Raw genomic sequence first — 19,227 nt, 5'->3', positions numbered from 1 at the left:
TCCTATAGAACAAACGAGGGGATCTTAGCTGCAAGGCAGCAAATAAGATCCCCTCGTTTTTCTTCCTATATCTTTTAATGAAGTGCAAATCGCTCAGCGGAGTCAACTGTATGCTTCAGAAGCGTGGCGATCGTAACAGGACCTACACCTGCTGGCACAGGGGTGATCGCACTTGCTTTTGCTAGGCATGCTTCGTAGTCAACGTCCCCAATATTCCCTTTATTGTACCCTGCATCAAGCACTACAGCGCCATCGCGAATCCATTCGCCTTGAATAAAGCTTGGTTTGCCGACTGCAGCAACAACGATATCGGCAAGGCGCAATAGCTCCGCTACATTTTCTGTTTTGGAATGACAGGTTGTTACGGTTGCATTGCGGTTCAGCAGCATCTGAGAAACGGGTTTGCCGAGAATCGGGCTTCGTCCAACGACGACGGCATGTTTGCCTTCAACCTTGATTCCATAGTAATCAAGAATAGCCATAATAGCAGCAGGGGTACATGACGGATACTGGGCATAACCAAATGCATTTTGAGCAAAACCTAACGCGGTTACACCATCAACATCCTTATGGATACTAATCGCTTCAAAGGCAGCACGTTCATCAATTTGATGCGGTACGGGGTGCTGCAAGAGGATGCCGTGAATAAGCGGGTCTGCATTAAGCTGCAAAATAACATCAATCAAATCATCTGTGGAGATGTTTTTGTTCAAATGAATACGTTTGGAATCAATGCCAAGCCGCTTGCATGCATTTCCCTTCATTCGAACGTAGGTTTCAGAGGCTGGGTCATCGCCCACTAGTATTGTCGCTAAGCATGGAATGATTCCCCGCTTGCTAAGAGTCTCAACTCTTGCTTTTAGCTGCTCTTTAATTGCATCGGCCACAATGGCTCCATCCAAAATCAGTTTTTCCGTCATCTTCTACCTCAGCCCCTTATAAATAGATGTTAAAAAAGCATAAAAAGGCAAGGGGTATGTCCCCTTACCTTTGCCCAGGCGTACGGCTAATGATCTGTGCGCTTCCTCATGGTTGCCCATGTTCCGCCAGTTACGCACAGCTTTTTATTGGTATTTTGATTTTAACAGGTGGAAAGTTCAAAAGCGAGTCATCCAACGTTATTTTATGATTATTTAGGTGTAGAAACGAGAGGATGGATGCTATAATTACTTTATCAAGAGGGAGCGGGTCGCGCTGCCCTCTTTATTGCAGTTTGCGTAAAATGATGGGAGATAGAGGTGGTAAGTTGTTAAAGCTCACTAGATTTTTGAGGAAATATTGGCTGAGTGCTGTGCTGGCACCGTTGTTTATGCTGCTAGAGGTGTTCATGGATTTGCTGCAGCCGCAATTCATGGCGAGCATTGTGAATGATGGTATTATAGCGGGGGATCTCACAGCAATCGCGAGCACCGCGCCCAAAATGCTGATCGCCGCATTAATCGGACTAATAGCAGGTGTCGGCTGCACGGTGTTCTCGACGATAGCATCACAAAACTTTGGGGCTGATCTCAGGCAGGAGCTGTTTCAAAAAATCCAGTCGCTCTCGCTTCGATCGCTTGACCGTTTTGGTTCAGGCTCTATCGTGACGAGACTGACGGGTGATGTCACACAAATTCAGAGCTTAGTATTGCTGCTGCTGCGCGTATTTGCACGCAGTTCATTCATTATTATCGGCAGTCTGGTCATGGCTTTTGTAATAAGCCCGCGCCTGTCTATTATTTTGCTCGCAATGATACCCTTATTAGCTCTCTTCCTCATCATTACAACTCGGATTACCGTTCCTTTGTTTTCAATGATGCAGCACCGGCTTGATCAAGTGAATACCGTGATGCAAGAAAATTTGTCCGGTATCCGCGTTGTGAAAGCATTTGTAAGGTCCGATTACGAGGAAGAACGTTTTAATGAAACAAACTCAAATCTACTGCATGCCAGTCTAAAAGCAGCTAAGATCGTTGCGCTTAATACGCCGCTTGTGTCGATCATTCTTAATTTTAGTATTGTAGCTGCATTATGGTATGGGGGAATGCTCACTGAGCACGGTGCGCTGTCGGTGGGCAGTCTCGCCGCCTTTTTAACTTATATTACACAGCTTCTCTTCTCTACTCTAGGACTTGGAAATCAATTGATTGCAATCTCTCGGGCCAAGGCTTCTGCTGACCGCATCAACGAGATATTGGAGGTACCGGCAGATAAATGGACAGCTGAACGAAAAGCTAACGAGCAGTCCAAGAAAATACAGGCTGGCAGAATTACGTTTGACCATGTGAGTTTCAGCTATGAAGGCTCGGAGAAAAACATACTTCACGATATAGATCTGGATATAGAGCCGGGCGAGACGATTGGGATCGTAGGGATAAACGGTTCAGGAAAATCAACGCTGGTCAGCCTCATTCCAAGGTTTTATGAAGCGACAGAGGGAATGATTCGCATTGATTCCCATCCGATTAACGAGATCGCTTCTGTAGAGCTGCATGGCCAAATCGGAATGGTGCTTCAGCAGGCGCATCTGTTCAGTGGAACCATTCGTGAAAATATCAGCTATGGCAAACCGGATGCGAGTCAGGATGAAATAGAGGCAGCAGCCAAGGCAGCTGAGGCTCATGCATTCATTATGAAGCTGGAGAATGGCTACGATACGCTGCTTGGCCAGCGCGGGGTCAATCTGTCCGGCGGCCAAAAGCAGCGGTTGTCCATTGCGCGGACGTTGCTGCTGAAACCCAAAATTGTCATCCTTGATGATTGTACAAGCGCGGTTGATCTGAGAACGGATTTACTCATACGCAAATCGTTGCAAGAGATTATGAAGAGCAGCACTTGTCTTATCATTGGTCAGCGAATTGCATCCGTACAGCAGGCAAATCGGATTATTGTGCTTGAGGATGGAAGAATTACTGCAATTGGCACGCATCAGGAGCTTCTTGAACAAAGCAAGCTATACCAGAAAATGGCCTTTTCCCAGCAAGGAGCTTGATAGATGAATCATACGCTAACGACATTAAGAAGAATAGGAACTTATTTGCTTCATGGCCGCGCTAGATTGCTAGCGGTTATTGCATTAACGATAGTTGCCGCAGGACTTACGCTCGCCGGTCCATATTTTTTGGGCAAAGCTTTGGATGATTATATTGTAGCGAAGCGATACGATGGGCTGCTTTCTATTTGTTTGCTTATGCTTGGCATATACGCGGCTGGCAGCTTAGTCAGCTGGCTTCAAGCCATTTATTTAGCTGATGTATCGCAGCGAACCGTATGGAGTCTTCGCAAGGAATTATTTAATCATTTGCAAAAGCTGCCTATTCCGTTTTTTGCGAGTAAAAATCACGGTGAACTCATGAGTCGTACGACGAATGACATTGACAATGTTACGAATACGCTGAACCAAAGCTTAATTCAGATCATCTCAAGCGTCATTATGCTCATAGGCTCGTTCGCGATGATGCTTTTCTTAAATGTGTGGCTAACGCTTGTAGCACTCATTGTTATTCCGGTCATTGTTTTGGTAACGAAACGAATTGCGAAGGTAACACAGCGTCAGTTCAAAGGACAGCAGCAGGAGCTTGGCGGGCTTAATGGGTTTATCGAGGAGACGGTATCGGGACAGAAGGTCGTAGCCCTGTTTCATCAAGAGGAGCGAATGGCTGAGCAGTTCAGCGCCGCTAATGCCAAGCTGAAGAAAGTCGGAACCAAAGCCCAAATTTATTCGGGTACGATGGGCCCGTTCATGAACATGTTTGGTCATATCAGCTATTTGATCATTGCAGGTGTCGGCGGCTGGCTGGCGATTCACGGCCACGCAACAGTGGGCGTCATCATAAGCTTTCTCGGTTATTCCAAGCAATTCTCCGGCCCTTTGAACGAGGTCGCCAATCAATACAATATGATTCAGTCGGGGGTAGCAGGCGCGGAGCGGGTATTTGAGATGATGGATATTCCATCAGAATATGAAGAACCCGAGTCTGTGAAAGAAATGGAATCGATTGGCGGTAAGGTAGAGTTTCGCGATGTGCGGTTTGAATATAACGACGGAACGGCAGCGCTTAATAACATCTCCTTTATTGCTAAGCCGGGAGAGACCGTTGCGCTGGTCGGTCCAACTGGAGCGGGCAAGACTACGATCATTAATCTAATTGGGCGATTCTATGAGATCAAGGACGGTCAAATACTGATTGATGACGAAGACATTTGCACGATAGACAAAAACAGCTTGCGTAAACAGCTTGGCATCGTACTCCAGGATGCCCATTTGTTCTCGGGTACCATTCGTGAGAATATCCGCTATGGCAAGCTGGATGCTACCGATGAAGAGGTCGAGGAGGCGGCTGTCCAAGCGAATGCGAATAGCTTCATCACGAAGCTTCCGCTAGGCTATGAGACCGAATTGACAGCGGAAGGCGGGAACATAAGTCACGGGCAGCGCCAGCTTATCACGATTGCTCGTGCTATTCTTGGAGACCCTGCGCTGCTTATACTCGATGAAGCAACGAGCAGTGTAGATACACTGGCTGAGCTTCAAATTCAAGAAGCGATGAAGAAGCTGCTTAGCGGTAGAACGAGCTTCGTTATTGCGCACCGACTCAGTACCATTCGAAATGCGGATACCATTCTATTTATTAAAGATGGTGAAATTGCTGAACGCGGTACACATGATGAGCTGCTCGCGAAAAAAGGCTTGTATGATCAACTGCATGGCAGTCAATTTTTACAGCAAGTTTAGACATGCGGTCTCATAAAGGTCATATGAATGTGGTACAATGAGACGAGCGATACAATTAGGAGATGACAGACGATGAGTGAGCAATTGAATGAGCAAGAACTTTTACAGTATATAGCAAACGAAACGAACGCGGATGAGAAGCTGATTAAGCTTGTATTAAAGCATGAGCAAGCGTTCATCAGCAGCGCGAAGGAAGATAAAAATGGCGAGGTAGATATTGACGGCGACGAGCTCGTAGATTATGTACTGAGCCGTCCTGATGTAAAGTCCAATGAGCTGGTCGTGGAATCAATCTTGGACGCAGAAATGGATTATTTGATGGACAAAGGCCTTGCAGGTTACGTAGACTAATTTGTGAGCATAAATGTAAGTCTATGAAGGACTGCTTCCAAGCGCATGTTGGCTGAAGCAGTTCTTCTTGTGTTGGAAAGTTTATAATATTTTTGTAAACACTAGCTGAAAATAGATGTTTTGCACGGTTATTGCGACGGAATAAGGACAGGATAGTACAGCATATGTTCTAAACGAGGTACATGCGTTTTTGAAAAAAATGCTTTTTTATGCTAAAGTTATAGGATGAAATCGGGAAAACGGAGGATGGGCAGTTGGCAAAAACGCATAAGGGGTTATCATCTTTAGAAATTTTTAAGCGGTTTATTTTTATCTCGATTGGTTCGATTCTAATGGGCGTCGCACTCGAATTGTTTCTCGTTCCGAATAATGTAATCGATGGTGGCATTGCCGGTATATCGATTATGTTGGCGCACCTCACATCGCTTCCACTCGGCGTGTTCTTGTTCGCAGTAAACGTACCATTCCTAATTCTTGGATACAAACAAATTGGGAAAACGTTTGCGATCTCAACCCTTTATGGCATTATCGTCATGTCGATCACGACATCATTGCTCCATCACGTTGAAGCATTTACAGAAGAAAAGCTGCTCGCTGTTTTGTTCGGTGGTCTTATTCTCGGTGCAGGAGTTGGTCTTGCGATACGTTTCGGCGGTTCACTGGATGGCGTAGAAATTGTATCGATTCTAATTTCGAAGAAAATGCGTATGCCAGTCGGACAAATTATCATGATATTTAACGTTATTATTTTTGTAATTGCGGGATTTGTGTTTGAATGGGATTCAGCCATGTACTCGATGTTTACATATTATATAGCGATTAAATTAATTGATATCGTTGTGGAAGGTCTCGATGAGTCGAAATCGGTAACGATTATTTCTTCTGAATATGATGAGGTATCGCAAGCGATTATTGACCGTTTAGGTCGTACAACGACATTGATCCAAGCGCGCGGCGGCTATTCGAAGGATGAAACGCAAATGATCTATTGCGTCGTATCCCGACTTGAACTTGCGAAGCTCAAAGCTATCGTGCAATCCATCGATGAGAATGCCTTTATTGCTATCGAGCATGTATCCGACGTCATGGGCGGCGGATTCAGCAAAGGCAGCATCCACTAAGTTATAACAATAAAATCCGGCTGCGACGTCAGAAGTCGCGCAGCCGGATTTTTTTTATATTATAAGCTTGTCGAAATAGAAGGATCATTCACAGGCCTAACAAGCCCCTTGTCTTTTACACATAGCAGGAACAAGAGCGCAATAACCATGCCTCCTGATGAGAAATAGAACAGCACGGAATATCCAAGCAGATCAATCAAGCCGCCCATGAGCGGCGGTGAAGCGATAGCAGCAAGTGAAGAGATTAAGTAATAGATGCCTGTCCGTGTACCGATGCTTTGCTCTTTGCCGAGCGAAACGATAAACGGATAGGAATTGATATTGATCATCGCCCAGCAGATGCCTCCGATAATAAGCAAGGTACGAAGCGGGAGCAGCGCGTCTGCGAAGGAGATCGCTGCAAAAATAACGATGAGGCCAATAACCCCTAATGTGATAATAAGCTTTTTACCGAAGCGGTTGCCAAGCAATCCGCTTGGAATGGCGGCAGCTACAAAAGCGAGTGAGAAGAAGGCGAGCGAGAATGATGATTGGCCTTCGGTCAGCTGTAAGTGCTTTGTGCCGTACAGAGTAAAGAAGGCTTCAACCCCTTGATAGGAAAGAAACCAGAAGAAAATTGCGCCAAGCAAAAAGATCGTAGGACGGTTCCATTGTTCTTTGAACGATATTTTTGTTTTCTCCTCAGCAGGCGAGTAAGAGAGTGCATCACGTTTTTCTTTTATGTTATTCAAGAGAATGACTAAACAAATGAGCGTTAAAATGGATGCAACTAGAAAAGGGAGTGAGTGATGTTTCTCATATAGAAACGAGCCTCCTGCGAAAGCAATAATGGAGCCGATGCCGCCCATGAAGTTAATAATGCCATTTGCTTTTGTACGCTTGCTGTCATGAGTGATGTCGGGCATAAGCGCGACAGTCGGGGAGCGGTACAAACTCATCGACAGATTCATAAGCACCATAAACAATACGAGCGTGAGCAGGCTTGTGTGCCAAGGGATGAGCGCACCGAACAAGGCTGCAAGTGGCATGCCGATGAGCAAATAGGGCATTCTTCGGCCAAGGCGCGTGTTTGTACGATCACTGCGGCTTCCAATCCATGGCTGCAAAAAAAGAGCAAAGTAATTATCGATCGTCATCATGAATCCAATCAGCGCCGTACTCGTCAAAAACTTATCGAGAAAAAAGGGGACGAATGCGTTGTAAAGCGCCCATGTAATGCTGATGCTAAAAAAACCGAACCCGAGCAGCCATGTTTTTTTCATACCGCTTATGCCCCTCTCCTTAATAGCACCTCAGCCAATCGATCAGGATAATCCGTAATGATGCCGTCTACACCTGCGTCAATGAGTCGCTCCATCTCTTCCGCATCATTAACCGTAAACGGATGGTAGGCAATGCCATGTGCAGCGGCGGAAGCTGTCCATTCTGGCGTTACAGCGTATTTGAAAGGATGCAGTGCATCAGCCTGAAGCGTCGCTGCATATTCCCAAGGACGATAAAGCCCTTCCATATACAGAACACCGGTACGAATTTCAGGTGCCAGCTGCTTGCAGAGCGACAGCGAATAATGATTGAAGCTGGATAGGATGATGCGATCAACCATTCCGAAGGCTCGAACCATGTCAATTACCTTTTGCTCCAAACCTGGATACTGGATGATACCGTTTTTAAGTTCGATATTTAAAATGATATCCGTATGACGGAGAAGCTCAAGAAGCTGCTCTAAAAGTGGAACTCGTTCGGCTTGGAAGGCGGGGTTAAACCAGCTGCCAGCATCGAGTGACATAAGCTCCTCGTATGCTGTATCCTTTACAAGCCTGTTCAAGCCGGTTGTCCGCATTAGTGATTCATCATGAATGATAACCATTTGGTCGTCCTTCGTTAGTTGAACATCAATTTCGATGCCAGTAGCACCTAGCTCAATGGCTTTCTTGAATGCAGCGAGCGTGTTTTCGGGACAATAACCGCTTGCTCCGCGATGGGCGAAATTAATAATAGTTTTAATAACGATTCATCCTTTCTGCACAATAGAGTCTATTACTAACTATATAGAAGTAATATTATGGCTGTGTCAAACACGAAAAAAAAGTGGGCTCCGGAATGATTCCAATAAGAGTTAAGCGAAGCGGTAATACAGGAGGAGGTAGGTAGCTAGTACGAAAATAAAATTAAGCGGAACGAACACCATTTGCGTGAAGGTCGTGCGATAAACGGAGAGCGGTTTCTTATAGATGCAAGCGCCTTCGATAATAAACAAAAGCAGTACGATGTGAATCATAAAATGACCAATCAGCTCTTTCATGCCAAATAGCATCGTTGCTGAGATGAAAATGAAGGTTAGCGCCACAGACAACATTCGGTTTAAAATACCGATTACGAGTAAATAACCGACGACGAACTCAATAAAACCAGCCATGATGATAAAAAGCGAGATATCAAAACCAAACGTGGGTACGTGATGTTTAATAATAATATCTTCTGCCATTGTTGGGTAAATCCATTTCTCTACGGCGACCCAGCAAAGCGATAAGCCTGTTCCCAAATAGAGAAGGGGGAATCCCCATTCGGATAGTTTAGTCCGCTCGAGCAACAGGGCGCCGATAATGGCCAAATAAAAACCATAATCAAGCATATGAAATATTCCTGCTTCAATGCCTGTTTCAATGAATAGAACGAGCAGCACAAGCGCACCAATCTTTGTTGCATAATGCCGCGGAATAAGCAGTAATATGATTGCAGCCCACATGAGGATCGTTTGCCAGCCGTCTGTAAGCTTAAATTCCAGTGCGAAGCGTGTTCCGGAAGCTGCTTGAATGAGAAGAGCAGCAGCTGTGCCGTACTTTAGGATGGGTAAGGAATATCGCCGGAGCTTAACGAGCTGGCGATCCACTTTTGTAGACAAATTTGAGCTCGACAACTCAGGAAGGAACTTGGTTAGCACGGCGAGCAGAACGGTGATGATCATTGCCAGCTTCATGAAAAAAGGAGAAAGAATGACGGCAAGCGGTTGTTTCTCCGCGATGATGTCTGTAAACCATTTGACATGTGCATAATAATCCATTAACTGATATTCCTCCGATTCGATGTGGTTTAGGATGAACACGAGGATGATCGTAGCATAATAGCGAAAAGAATAAAAGTGTAAGATAAGGGATAAATTTACATTATTAAAATGAGTGTTTACATACCCCTAAGGGGTATGATATGATAAATTCATCAAGTAATACCCCATGGAGGTATGCGAAATGGACAATGAAGCAATAATCGATGGAACTCATGAGCATTCCCATCCACCAGATGACTGCTGCGATCCAAATGGTCCGCGGAAGAGTCATCACTCCTCACAAATGAAGGACAATTTAACGAAGCGCTTGAACCGCATTGAAGGGCAAATTAGAGGCATTAAGGCGATGATAGAGAAGGATACGTATTGTGATGACGTGCTTAATCAGATTGCCGCAGCACAATCCGCTCTGAACAGTGTCGGCAAGCTGCTGCTTGAAGGACATATGCGAAGCTGCGTAATTGAACGTATTCAAGCCGGCGAAAGTGAAGTTATCGATGAATTGCTCATTACCGTTAACAAACTAATGAAATAATAGACGGAGAGGGGATTTTAATGATGGCAAACGCAGTATTGAAGGTAGAGGGTATGACATGCGGTCATTGTGTCAGTTCGGTTGAGAAGGCCGTTGCAAATGTAGGAGCGGTAGGCAAGGTAGATTTGGCAAACAAGAAAGTAACAGTCGATTTCGATGAATCGAAGGTTACGATAGAGGCAGTAAAAGCAGCGATCGAAGATCAAGGCTACGACATCGTATAAAATAAAGCAGGTAGGGGCTGAATACAGCCCCTCTTTTTTTTGGTTCTGATTTCGTTTATTATGAAAGCAATAAATATAATGTTTATATTAACGAAGTGCTTTTAAATCTTTAATTTGCTCTGTATGCCGCTGCTCATGCAAATATAGCAGTTCGATCCATTGATCCAATGGCAAGTTGCCAAACCTCGGGTGATTCACTGCTATTTCCTCCACAATAGATTTATCCTCAATCTTAACAAGAACATCCATTAATTTAATTCTTGATTCGCTTAATAATTGAATGATCTGTGATACTTGAAATGGTCCTGAGTCAGGTTCTGAAATTTGGGGAGCTTGATACTTCATCGACTTATCCAACACAATTTCAATAGGCTGACGTTCGGTTTTGGATAAAATCTTTTGCTTAAGCCCGAACAAAATGGCCTTTCTAAACAAATTTTCCGTTTTCCATAAATGATGGCAAACCTGAGCTATACTCCACATTGAAGTTTCAAATGTACGATTGAATTCATCGTCATCTAGGAATGATATTTCATTTAACAATTTCTCTCTAGTTGTAGATAAATACTCATTAAAATCATCCATCTGATCCTCTCCTTAAGCGGATGGTAATATCTACTATAATCATATAACAAGGTACTATGACTTGGTACTATTTATTACAATATTCTAAGCATTGGGATAATACATACTATCGTCCGTTAGCAGGATTGAGGCTGAGGTTGATGGGCAATAATGGATGAGATTAGATTTTAAAGCATGAGGTGAATGGTTATGAATAAATCGGTTTTGCATACAAAAAAGTATCGGAAGCGGACAGTAACTGCGGTAATCATAATTCTTGGCTTGCTTGCGGCGGGCTGCGGAAGCCCGGCAGGGAGTGAGCATTCCCAGCATGCTGTGAGCAATGTCGCTGTCATAGATGAACATCGTGGTCATACAGCTAATGCACAAGGCGCTGAGATGGAACATGATACTTCGGAAAATCATAGCGGCCACAACGGCTTAGAACAAATGTCCGCGGCCGATATTAAGCTGGAATAAGTAATGAATCGATGAAGTTATTTTATAAAAATAGAAATATTAGCTGGAGGACTGAGAGAAACATGAGCACACAAGCATCTGAACAGTCGCAGAAGCAGCTGCGAAATCCATTAATAGAGCAACGAGCAGATCCGTATGTTGTGAAGCATACAGACGGGTATTATTATTTCACAGGCTCCGTGCCGGAGTATGATCGGATTGAGCTGCGAAGAGCACAAACACTGGATGGACTTACTGATGCTGAGCAGGTTGTAGTATGGAAAAAACACGATTCGGGACCAATGAGCCACAATATTTGGGCACCTGAGCTGCATTTTATCGCTGGAAAATGGTATGTATATTTCGCTGCCGCAAGGGCAGATGCACCATTCAGGCATCGCATGTATGTTATTGAAAATGATTCGGCTAACCCGCTTGAGGGCGAGTGGACGGAGAGGGGTCAGATCATTACGGATTGGGATTCTTTCTCGCTTGATGCGACAAGCTTCCTGCATAATGACGAGCAATATTTAGTATGGGCGCAGCAAGACCCAGCCATTCAAGGCAATACAAATTTGTATATCGCTTCGATGAGCAATCCTTGGACGTTGAAGAGCAAGCAGGTATTGATTACGAAGCCGGAGCTCGACTGGGAAGTCATTGGTTTCATGGTAAATGAGGGAGCGGCTGTCCTGAAGCGGGGCGGGAAAATATTTATGACCTACTCCGGCAGCGCCACCAATCATAACTATGCAATGGGTTTATTGACTGCTGAGGAGAACAGTGATCTGCTTGATCCGCTCTCATGGGTAAAGACGCAGACGCCAGTGTTTACAAGCTGCCCGGAAAATAGTCAATATGGGCCAGGTCACAATAGCTTCACCGTGTCAGAGGATGGGGAACAGGATATTTTGATCTATCATGCTCGCAGCTACAAGGACATTGAGGGCGATCCGTTATTTGATCCCAATCGTCACGCCCGCGCCAAGATATTTACGTGGAACGCCGATGGTACCCCTCATTTCGGGAAGCCGCCGGCTGATAATTTGTAGTGAATAGGCAAGAGCCGCCTGTAACAGGGCGGCTTTTGTTTATTAATTGATAATAAAAAAGCTGCAAGGATGGCAGGGTGCCATCCTTGCAGCTTTTATAAAATTATACAGCTTGCAAACCAGCTTGGTTAAGCATGTTCCATGGCTTGTTGTAATGCGGTTGGAAGAAGAAATCGACGTAGCTTAATTCCTCCATCGTCATTCCATTCTGGATGCAAACCGACAACGTATTAATCGACTGGGTAAGATCAACCTTCGATAACACCTGTGCGCCAACGATTCTGCCGCTATCCGCTTCATATACGACCTTTAAAGTCACTTGCTCAAAGGTAGGCATAAATTCAAGACGGTAGCTATCAATGATTGTGACATTTTTCACATTCATTCCCGCAGCAAGCGCGCCTGTTTCCGTTAAACCAGTCGATGCAATGTTATAATCGTAAATTTTTATGCCCGACGTGCCTTGTGTTCCAAGATATCTGACCGTAGGTTTCATCAGGTTTTTGGCTACGAGTGTTCCCATGCGGACAGCGTTTGTGGCTAAAGGAATATAGGCGTTTTGCCCTGTTGGATTATAGTGGATGGCGCAGCTGTCGCCAGCAGCAAATACATCCGCTTTGCTCGTTCTCATATAATCATCCACAATAATCGCGCCGTTAGGAAGCATGTCAACTTGGCCTTTCAGCAGCTCAGTGTTAGGACGGAAGCCGATGCAAAGCACGACGAGATCTGCTTCATATTCTCCAGCTGTCGTGATGACCGTCGTTACATGGCCCTCGCTGCCCTTGAACGAAGTAACCGTCTGGCCAGTTGCGATCGTTATCCCTTTATCAACCAACGCTTGCTCTGTAACATCTGTAAATTCGCGATCCAAGTATTTATATAAAATGCGTTCCATATTGTCGATTAAGGTTACCTGTTTGCCAAGCTGTTCAAATGCTTCTACGAGCTCAATACCGATGTAGCCAGCTCCGATAACTGCAATGCGGTTCGCTGTTTTTGCTTTCTCGATAATTTCTTTCGAATGGTTGTAGTTTTTGCAAAGAACGATATTTTCAAGCGCGATGCCGTCCATTTGCGGAATAATCGGCCACGAGCCTGTTGTAACAACGAGCTTATCGTAGCTTTCAGTAAATTCGTCGCCAGTTACAAGATTGCGGACCTCAATTTGTTTGGCATCCGTATCTACTGCAAGCACATCATGTCGCATATGCGTCTTCACGCCAAGCTCAGCAAGCTGCTCGGGCGAAGCATAAAATAACTGCTCAGCATTTTTAACTACACCGCCAACATGCAGTGCGATGCCGCACGATAGAAACGAGATATTGTCATTCCGTTCATAAACGGTAATGTTGGCCTCCGGGTAAAGTGCAGCCATTTGTTTAATTGCAGCAGTTCCTGCATGTGTACAGCCAATAACAGCAATGTTCATTGTCATAAAAAACGCCTCCTATGGGATGTGTAGAGGGTAGTCTGCTATGGCAGCCGCCCTTACAACGTGAATTAATTCACAATATACTATACAGTGTGAAAAGATTCACAACCTTTGATTGCTTTTATCATATTCGCTTTTAAGAAAATTGACAAGGGGTGTTCAAGCTGTTTTTACAATATTAATTAAATTTTCAGATTATTTGACACGTTTTGTCCACAACTTCCACAGTAACTTTTTATCCATACGATTGGATGAAATAAACTCAGAGCAGTAGCTGTGAATCGTCAAAGTATCTTTTTGCTTCTATTTTATTATGGCAAATGAGCTATTAAATGATCAGGATCGAGCAGCTTCGTGTAACGGCTTGTTATATAGGTATTAAACCAAAAGGCATGGAAAACTTTTAAGCCAGCGTTGTATGCGCCATCCAGCTCATTAGAACCGCCATCGCCTACAAATACCGCATTTTCGGGTAATACGTCTAATCGTTCACAGGCTAGTTGATATATACGAATGTCTGGTTTGGCTAAGCCAACTTCATACGAGAAGATGACATCATCAAAGTAGGGAGCAAGCTGGCTAGCTTTCCACTGGCGAATTTCTTCTTCTGTACAATTGCTAATAAGCCCTATTTTTATGTGCTTGCTTTGCAGCTCTTTCAGCATGGCAAGAACAGCTGGCTGAATCGTTAAAAATGGAGCCTGCTTTCCATCAATTCTTGTTCGATACAATTGCTCCACTATTTGTTCGTTGTAAGGCAAATTCTGCTTCTCCAAAATGTCTCTCAACACTTCAATGAAGTTAACATATTGTCCAGTCATTCTTGCTTCTTGGCGTATGCGCCATTCTTTCTTGAAATCGCCATGATTCATGCCGAGAAGTGCAGCATCGTCGGTGGATCTATTGATGGTACGTTTGCCATCCGTAAATTCAGTTATCAACGTTTCAAATAAATCGAAAAAGACAGCTTTAGTGTGCAGGGGGATCAGCTCCGTTTTTTAGATTTTTCATTAAAAACGCTGACGTCGTTCCGTTGACTATTATTTCGTGAAGCTGCTGTATTTCTCCTCTTGATGGAGGTAAGTGGTTTGGATTTTCATTTTGCTTCGATTTGCTTTAAACTCTTTAGGTAAAAGGACACGCTAAGGAGGCATCCAAAATGAAAGCAGCATACGAGGATAAGGTTGTACTAATAACAGGCGCTGGGGCTGGTATTGGACGAGCGCTTGCACTAGCTTATGCGGAACAAGGAGCACTGCCTGTATTAGTGGATAAAAATGAAGAAGGACTGGAGCAGACTGGCTTGCTGCTGCAAGAGGCAGGTTATGATTCTTTATCCCTTTCTGCCGATATGAGCGAGCCAGATGACATTATTAAAATGCTGCGTGATTTGGAAACGATTGTCGGGAGATTAGACATCGTCATAAACAACGCGGGGTTTGGCATATGGAAGTCGCCATACGACCTATCCATTGATGAATGGGACAGCGTTGTGAATACGAACCTGCGCGGGACGTTTGTCTGCTCGCGTGAGGCTGCCAAGTTGATGCGGACAACCGGCGGTGGAGCTATTGTAAACATTTCTTCTACGAGAGCAATGATGTCGGAACCGAATTCAGAAGCTTATGCGGCATCCAAAGGTGGCATTCTCTCGCTAACCCACGCGATGGCGGTGTCGCTCGGTTCAGATCATATTACGGTTAACGCAATATGTCCAGGTTGGATCGAAACGGGTGATTACAGCAAGCTGCGCCCAGAGGATCATGAGCAGCATCCGTCTAAGCGGGTAGGCAAACCGGAGGATATTGCACGGGCATGCCTATATTTAACAGACCCTCAAAATGATTTTGTAACCGGAACCCACATCACAATTGATGGCGGTATGACGAGAAAAATGATTTATGAGGAGTAATTTGATGGGGGATGTAGAGCGAGTGTAATGGCATAAGGGCGGAGGTGTTGGGGCAGATCTCGTAGTGAGTCAGCGCCATATGGAGCATATTTGTTTAACAAAAAGAGGCAGTCTCAAAAGCAGTTTATCTGCTTTTGAGACTGCCATTGCTTTATTTAAAGCAGTGGTTTTGCTTGACTAAGAGGAGCAAAGTGCACTTTTCACCAAAATAGGTCTAAATAATAGACTTATTTCAGCTCCTCTTAGTCAAGCATGAAAATAGGACTGTATTTTAGACTTATTTTTTCTGAAATGACTCCTATTAAGGTTTATCGTGGGTGATGAGCGAAAATAAGACTATTTTCTAGCTCTATTTTGGTGAGAAGGGCATGTATGATGAAAATAGGGCTATATTTTAGTCTAATATTTGCTGGATTGACTCATATTGAGCATTATCGTGGGTGATGAAAGAAAATAAGACTATTTTCTAGCTCTATTTTGGTGAGAAGGGCACGTTTGATGAATATAGGACTATATTTTAGTCTTATTTTTGCTGGATTGAATCATATTGAGCATTATCGAGGCTGATGAGCGAAAATAAGACTATTTTCTAGCTCTATTTTGGTGAAATGTACATGTTTGATGAAAATAGGACTATATTTTAGTCTTATTCTTGCTGAATAGGCTCCTATCGTGCTTTATCGAGGGTGAAGAGAGAAAATAAGGCTGTTTTCTAGATCTATTTTGGTGAGAAGGGCATGTTTGATGAATATAGGACTATATTTTATCCTTATATTTGCTGGATTGACTCATATTGAGCATTAGCGAGGCTGATGAGAAAAAATAAGACTATTTTCTAGCTCTATTTTGGTGAAAAGTGCTTGTTGGATGAAAATAGGTCAATATTTTAGTCTTATTCTTGCCGAATTGGCTCCTATCGTGCTTTATCCTGGGCGATGAGCGAAAATAAGACTATTTTCTAGATCTATTTTGGTAAAAAGTGCACGTTTGATGAAAATAGGACTATATTTTAGTCTTATTTTTGCTGGATTGACTCTTAACGTGCTACATCGAGGGTGAAGAGAGAAAATAAGACTATTTTCTAGATCAATTTTACAAAGGTGCGAAGTCCATGCTTATGTGTGAAACCCCATCTTTAACTGTTACGCCTGCGTCCCGAGACTCTTCGATAAACAGCTGGATGCATCATTGGTGATTTAGACCAAGTGTAACCTGAAATGAAGCCATGAATAAATACTCCTCTCTAGAATGGTCTAGGGAGCTTCTGCGAGATGAGTATTTACTTCATGGCTTACTTTTTATGCAATCTTTCATATTACACAATTACACAGGACTCAAATTCCAAACGTTTCGTGGATAGAAAGGTGACCCATTTTAGACTAGTGGTTGCCAGAAATAGCACAAAAGGACAGATGCGTTAATACGGTGATGAAATGTCTGATAAGCTGTTTACCTTCTAGGACAACCCGTGTATTGAATACTTTTTTATGCTAATGAAACAAACAGGGGTTGTCATATCAGCTAACGCGAACAAGCTTCCATCTTTGGGCGCCATTTCCGAGATCATCCCAGATTTGAACGTTTGATCCGTTGGCTGTGCCAGAAGCAGCGACATCCAGCGCCCTATTGCTGAGTGAGTGGATAAGCTTGAAGTAACCGCTCCCGGTGTCAATGATTTTCCAATGCAGGTTATCTGAGTTCGCATAATCCCAGATTTGAACATTGGTGCCGTTAGCTGTTCCTGCCCCGCTGACATCAAGCGCTTTGCCGCTGTTCGTGTTAATGAGCTTGTATGCTCCTCCCCCGACATACGTAATTTGCCAGAGCTGATTTGCCTGATTCGCACCCTCCGTCCAGATTTGCACATTGGAGCCATTCGTTGTTCCCCAAGCATCAACTTCAAGCGCTTTGCCGCTATTTGTATTAACAAGCTTGTATACACCGCCTGAAACGACACCGTTGTAAACATCGTTGCGAGTAAACTCAACCCGGTCAATATCGACCCATTGGCTCGCTTGGCTGTTTGATGTGAAAAAGCCAATGGTTGCTTGCCCGTTTACAACTGCGATGTTCGAGAGTGTAACCGGCGTCCAAGCTGTGGTTACGGGGCAGTTGGTTTGACGCGACGTTCCGCCAAAATCTTTTACTTCCATTACGCAAGAATTTTGACCGCCGCTGCTCCGCATATACGCACGCAGCGTATAGCTGCCATTATCAAGACCGCTAATCGTTTGGCCAACATAAGCTGATGCAGGTCCGCTCGTTCCGGCTAGTCCGATAAAATAATTGCCCTGGGCGGCGGGTACACCGACACCATCGTTTGTGCCATGTACTTTAATTCGAGCGGGGAAATCATCGCCAAATGTCGTCCAGCCGATTACATTTGCCGTTTCAAAACTCCAATTTGTTACTAGGTTTGTGTTCGATGGTGTAACTGCATGACCAAATCGAATATACACTCCGCTGCTTGGATAGTCTGCACTCGTCGCTGCAAGGACGTGAGTAGAATCTATGGGCAGTAAGGCATTCCAATTGGAGCTGGTCGAGTCGCTTACTGGGAAAATATTAGTCCGATATTGCCAAGTTGCACCATTGTCTGCGCTAATCATCGTGTACATGGAAGAGAATGCGTCGCCGGTATTCGTACTGTCATTGTCCGTTTGAAAAGAAGCAAGCAAGCGGCCATCTCCAAGCTTAACAATAAAAGGCGCACCAGCTTTTTTTCCGGCTTTGGAAGGAACATAAAGGGTTTGACGAGGGACGTTCCAGTTATAACCATCCGACGATATTTTATATTTTATAACAAAAGGATGACCTGCGACGTCTGTCGCTTCGAACACTAGGATGTATTGGCCATTAGCCATTTGGGTAATAACTGGCATTCCATCTCTAGAGCCTGCGGCAACACCGTCGCTGACAATCGTTTCGCCGCTCCAGCCGTTACCGGTCCATGTTTTCATAATAAGCTTCTGAAGGCCTGTATTGCCTACAGTGGCAGGACTATCATCCGCATAATATACAGCTATTGTATTGCCAAGCATTTGAAGATGCGGTTCCCATAATCCTTTGAACGAGTTTGCTGTGGCAGAGCCGATTTGGCCGTTCGTTAAATCTGACCAGGTGATGCCACCATCGGTACTTTTTTTGGTTTTTAGGTAAGTGTTATAAATCGAACCCGATTGCACAACAAGGCGGTACGATAGCCAAATCTCGCCATTCGGCAACTGAAGCATTTGGCCATTACCTACATTACCGCTGGAATCAGCTGCAGCTTGTATGGCAGGAGACCAGGTATGACCGCCGTCCGTGCTGCGAGAAAGCATGACTCTTGTATTGCCCCCGCCTGCATTCGTATCGAAAGAGGCTAAAATATCGTTATTGTTCAGCTTTAGCAGCCGTGGATACCATACTCCGCCATTTTGAGGGGTGAATACAGTTGCGGTATTTGAGGGCCAAGCTAATCCAGGAGCTGCAAAAGCTTGAAAACCAGGGAGCAGAATACTGATTATAAGAAGCAAGCCAATCCATAAAGCGGTTATTCTAACCTTGCTTTGGACAAACATGTGAAACCATCTCCTCTTATTGTTTTGTAAGCGCTTCAAAACGGATTATAGAATATATTAGTATTTAAATATATACTAAAGTTAGTATATCCTGTACTTTAAAAACGCTGGAATGATAGAAGTTGAATGAAAATGCAGAAGTTTTCGTTAGAAAATGGGGTTATTGACTGCTTTTTAAGGTTAAGCATTAGTTGAAAGAAGATAATTTCTTATTTTTTATACTAAATAGAGTA

Annotated in this window: 17 protein-coding genes and 1 riboswitch; of the genes, 9 read left to right on the top strand and 8 right to left on the bottom strand. The window is 44.1% G+C overall.

Annotated elements, in window-relative coordinates; genetic code table 11:
- Positions 1-74: 74 nt before the first annotated feature.
- The gene (locus tag MHH56_RS27865) at positions 75-920 is read right to left on the bottom strand and encodes a tetrahydrofolate dehydrogenase/cyclohydrolase catalytic domain-containing protein (RefSeq protein ID WP_339204883.1); all 846 of its coding nucleotides are present in this window, start codon (positions 918-920) and stop codon (positions 75-77) included.
- Positions 921-985: 65 nt separating this feature from the next.
- A riboswitch (ZMP/ZTP riboswitch) is annotated at positions 986-1,064 on the bottom strand.
- 158 nt (positions 1,065-1,222) lie between these two features.
- On the opposite strand from MHH56_RS27865, the gene MHH56_RS27860 reads away from it, so the two are divergent.
- The 4 genes from MHH56_RS27860 (at position 1,223) to MHH56_RS27845 (ending at position 6,186) form a co-directional block, all read left to right on the top strand.
- Positions 1,223-2,971: an ABC transporter ATP-binding protein gene (locus tag MHH56_RS27860; protein ID WP_339204882.1), complete on the top strand. Its 1,749-nt coding sequence runs from the start codon at positions 1,223-1,225 to the stop codon at positions 2,969-2,971.
- A 3-nt stretch (positions 2,972-2,974) separates the two neighbouring features.
- Positions 2,975-4,714 (top strand): ABC transporter ATP-binding protein, encoded by a 1,740-nt coding sequence (locus MHH56_RS27855; protein ID WP_339204881.1) that lies wholly within the window; start codon positions 2,975-2,977, stop codon positions 4,712-4,714.
- Positions 4,715-4,786: 72 nt separating this feature from the next.
- On the top strand, positions 4,787-5,065 hold the full coding sequence (locus tag MHH56_RS27850) for a hypothetical protein (protein ID WP_339204880.1): 279 nt from the start codon (positions 4,787-4,789) through the stop codon (positions 5,063-5,065).
- Between the two features lie 254 nt (positions 5,066-5,319).
- On the top strand, positions 5,320-6,186 hold the full coding sequence (locus MHH56_RS27845) for a YitT family protein (RefSeq protein ID WP_339204879.1): 867 nt from the start codon (positions 5,320-5,322) through the stop codon (positions 6,184-6,186).
- Positions 6,187-6,245: 59 nt separating this feature from the next.
- On the opposite strand, the gene MHH56_RS27840 is transcribed toward MHH56_RS27845, so the two are convergent.
- The 3 genes from MHH56_RS27840 to MHH56_RS27830 all read right to left on the bottom strand — a co-directional run bounded on the left by MHH56_RS27840 (position 6,246) and on the right by MHH56_RS27830 (position 9,247).
- Positions 6,246-7,448 (bottom strand): SLC45 family MFS transporter, encoded by a 1,203-nt coding sequence (locus tag MHH56_RS27840; protein ID WP_339204878.1) that lies wholly within the window; start codon positions 7,446-7,448, stop codon positions 6,246-6,248.
- 5 nt (positions 7,449-7,453) lie between these two features.
- On the bottom strand, positions 7,454-8,191 hold the full coding sequence (locus tag MHH56_RS27835) for a glycerophosphodiester phosphodiesterase (RefSeq protein WP_339209748.1): 738 nt from the start codon (positions 8,189-8,191) through the stop codon (positions 7,454-7,456).
- 111 nt (positions 8,192-8,302) lie between these two features.
- The gene (locus MHH56_RS27830; RefSeq protein ID WP_339204877.1) at positions 8,303-9,247 is read right to left on the bottom strand and encodes a hypothetical protein; all 945 of its coding nucleotides are present in this window, start codon (positions 9,245-9,247) and stop codon (positions 8,303-8,305) included.
- A gap of 184 nt (positions 9,248-9,431) precedes the next feature.
- On the opposite strand from MHH56_RS27830, the gene MHH56_RS27825 reads away from it, so the two are divergent.
- Both MHH56_RS27825 and MHH56_RS27820 read left to right on the top strand, forming a co-directional pair.
- Complete coding sequence (locus tag MHH56_RS27825; protein WP_339204876.1) at positions 9,432-9,785, top strand: metal-sensitive transcriptional regulator; 354 nt, start codon at positions 9,432-9,434, stop codon at positions 9,783-9,785.
- A 23-nt stretch (positions 9,786-9,808) separates the two neighbouring features.
- A complete protein-coding gene (locus tag MHH56_RS27820; RefSeq protein ID WP_054023077.1) occupies positions 9,809-10,009 on the top strand; it encodes a copper ion binding protein in 201 nt (66 codons plus the stop codon).
- Positions 10,010-10,096: 87 nt separating this feature from the next.
- Here the strand turns inward: MHH56_RS27820 and MHH56_RS27815 are convergent, their stop codons facing one another.
- Complete coding sequence (locus MHH56_RS27815) at positions 10,097-10,594, bottom strand: DinB family protein (protein ID WP_339204875.1); 498 nt, start codon at positions 10,592-10,594, stop codon at positions 10,097-10,099.
- 189 nt (positions 10,595-10,783) lie between these two features.
- On the opposite strand from MHH56_RS27815, the gene MHH56_RS27810 reads away from it, so the two are divergent.
- Positions 10,784-11,053, top strand: a complete 270-nt coding sequence (locus MHH56_RS27810; RefSeq protein ID WP_339204874.1) for a hypothetical protein — start codon at positions 10,784-10,786, stop codon at positions 11,051-11,053.
- 62 nt (positions 11,054-11,115) lie between these two features.
- Positions 11,116-12,084: a family 43 glycosylhydrolase gene (locus MHH56_RS27805; RefSeq protein WP_339204873.1), complete on the top strand. Its 969-nt coding sequence runs from the start codon at positions 11,116-11,118 to the stop codon at positions 12,082-12,084.
- 103 nt (positions 12,085-12,187) lie between these two features.
- Here MHH56_RS27805 and MHH56_RS27800 read toward each other — a convergent pair whose 3' ends face one another.
- Positions 12,188-13,516, bottom strand: a complete 1,329-nt coding sequence (locus tag MHH56_RS27800) for an FAD-dependent oxidoreductase (RefSeq protein WP_339209747.1) — start codon at positions 13,514-13,516, stop codon at positions 12,188-12,190.
- 314 nt (positions 13,517-13,830) lie between these two features.
- Entirely contained in the window at positions 13,831-14,499 is a 669-nt protein-coding gene (locus MHH56_RS27795) for an HAD family hydrolase (protein WP_339209746.1), read from the bottom strand.
- 179 nt (positions 14,500-14,678) lie between these two features.
- Between MHH56_RS27795 and MHH56_RS27790 the strand changes: the two genes are divergently transcribed.
- Positions 14,679-15,431, top strand: coding sequence for an SDR family oxidoreductase (locus MHH56_RS27790; protein ID WP_339204872.1), 753 nt, complete (start codon positions 14,679-14,681; stop codon positions 15,429-15,431).
- 1,517 nt (positions 15,432-16,948) lie between these two features.
- Here the strand turns inward: MHH56_RS27790 and MHH56_RS27785 are convergent.
- Entirely contained in the window at positions 16,949-18,994 is a 2,046-nt protein-coding gene (locus MHH56_RS27785; protein WP_339204870.1) for an RICIN domain-containing protein, read from the bottom strand.
- Between the last annotated feature and the right edge of the window lie 233 nt (positions 18,995-19,227).

Origin of the sequence: Paenibacillus sp. FSL K6-3182 (assembly GCF_037976325.1) — a bacterium.
Classification (GTDB): Bacteria; Bacillota; Bacilli; order Paenibacillales; family Paenibacillaceae; genus Pristimantibacillus.
Note: the sequence above shows the minus strand (reverse complement) of the source record. Positions and strands in the feature narration are given on the sequence as shown.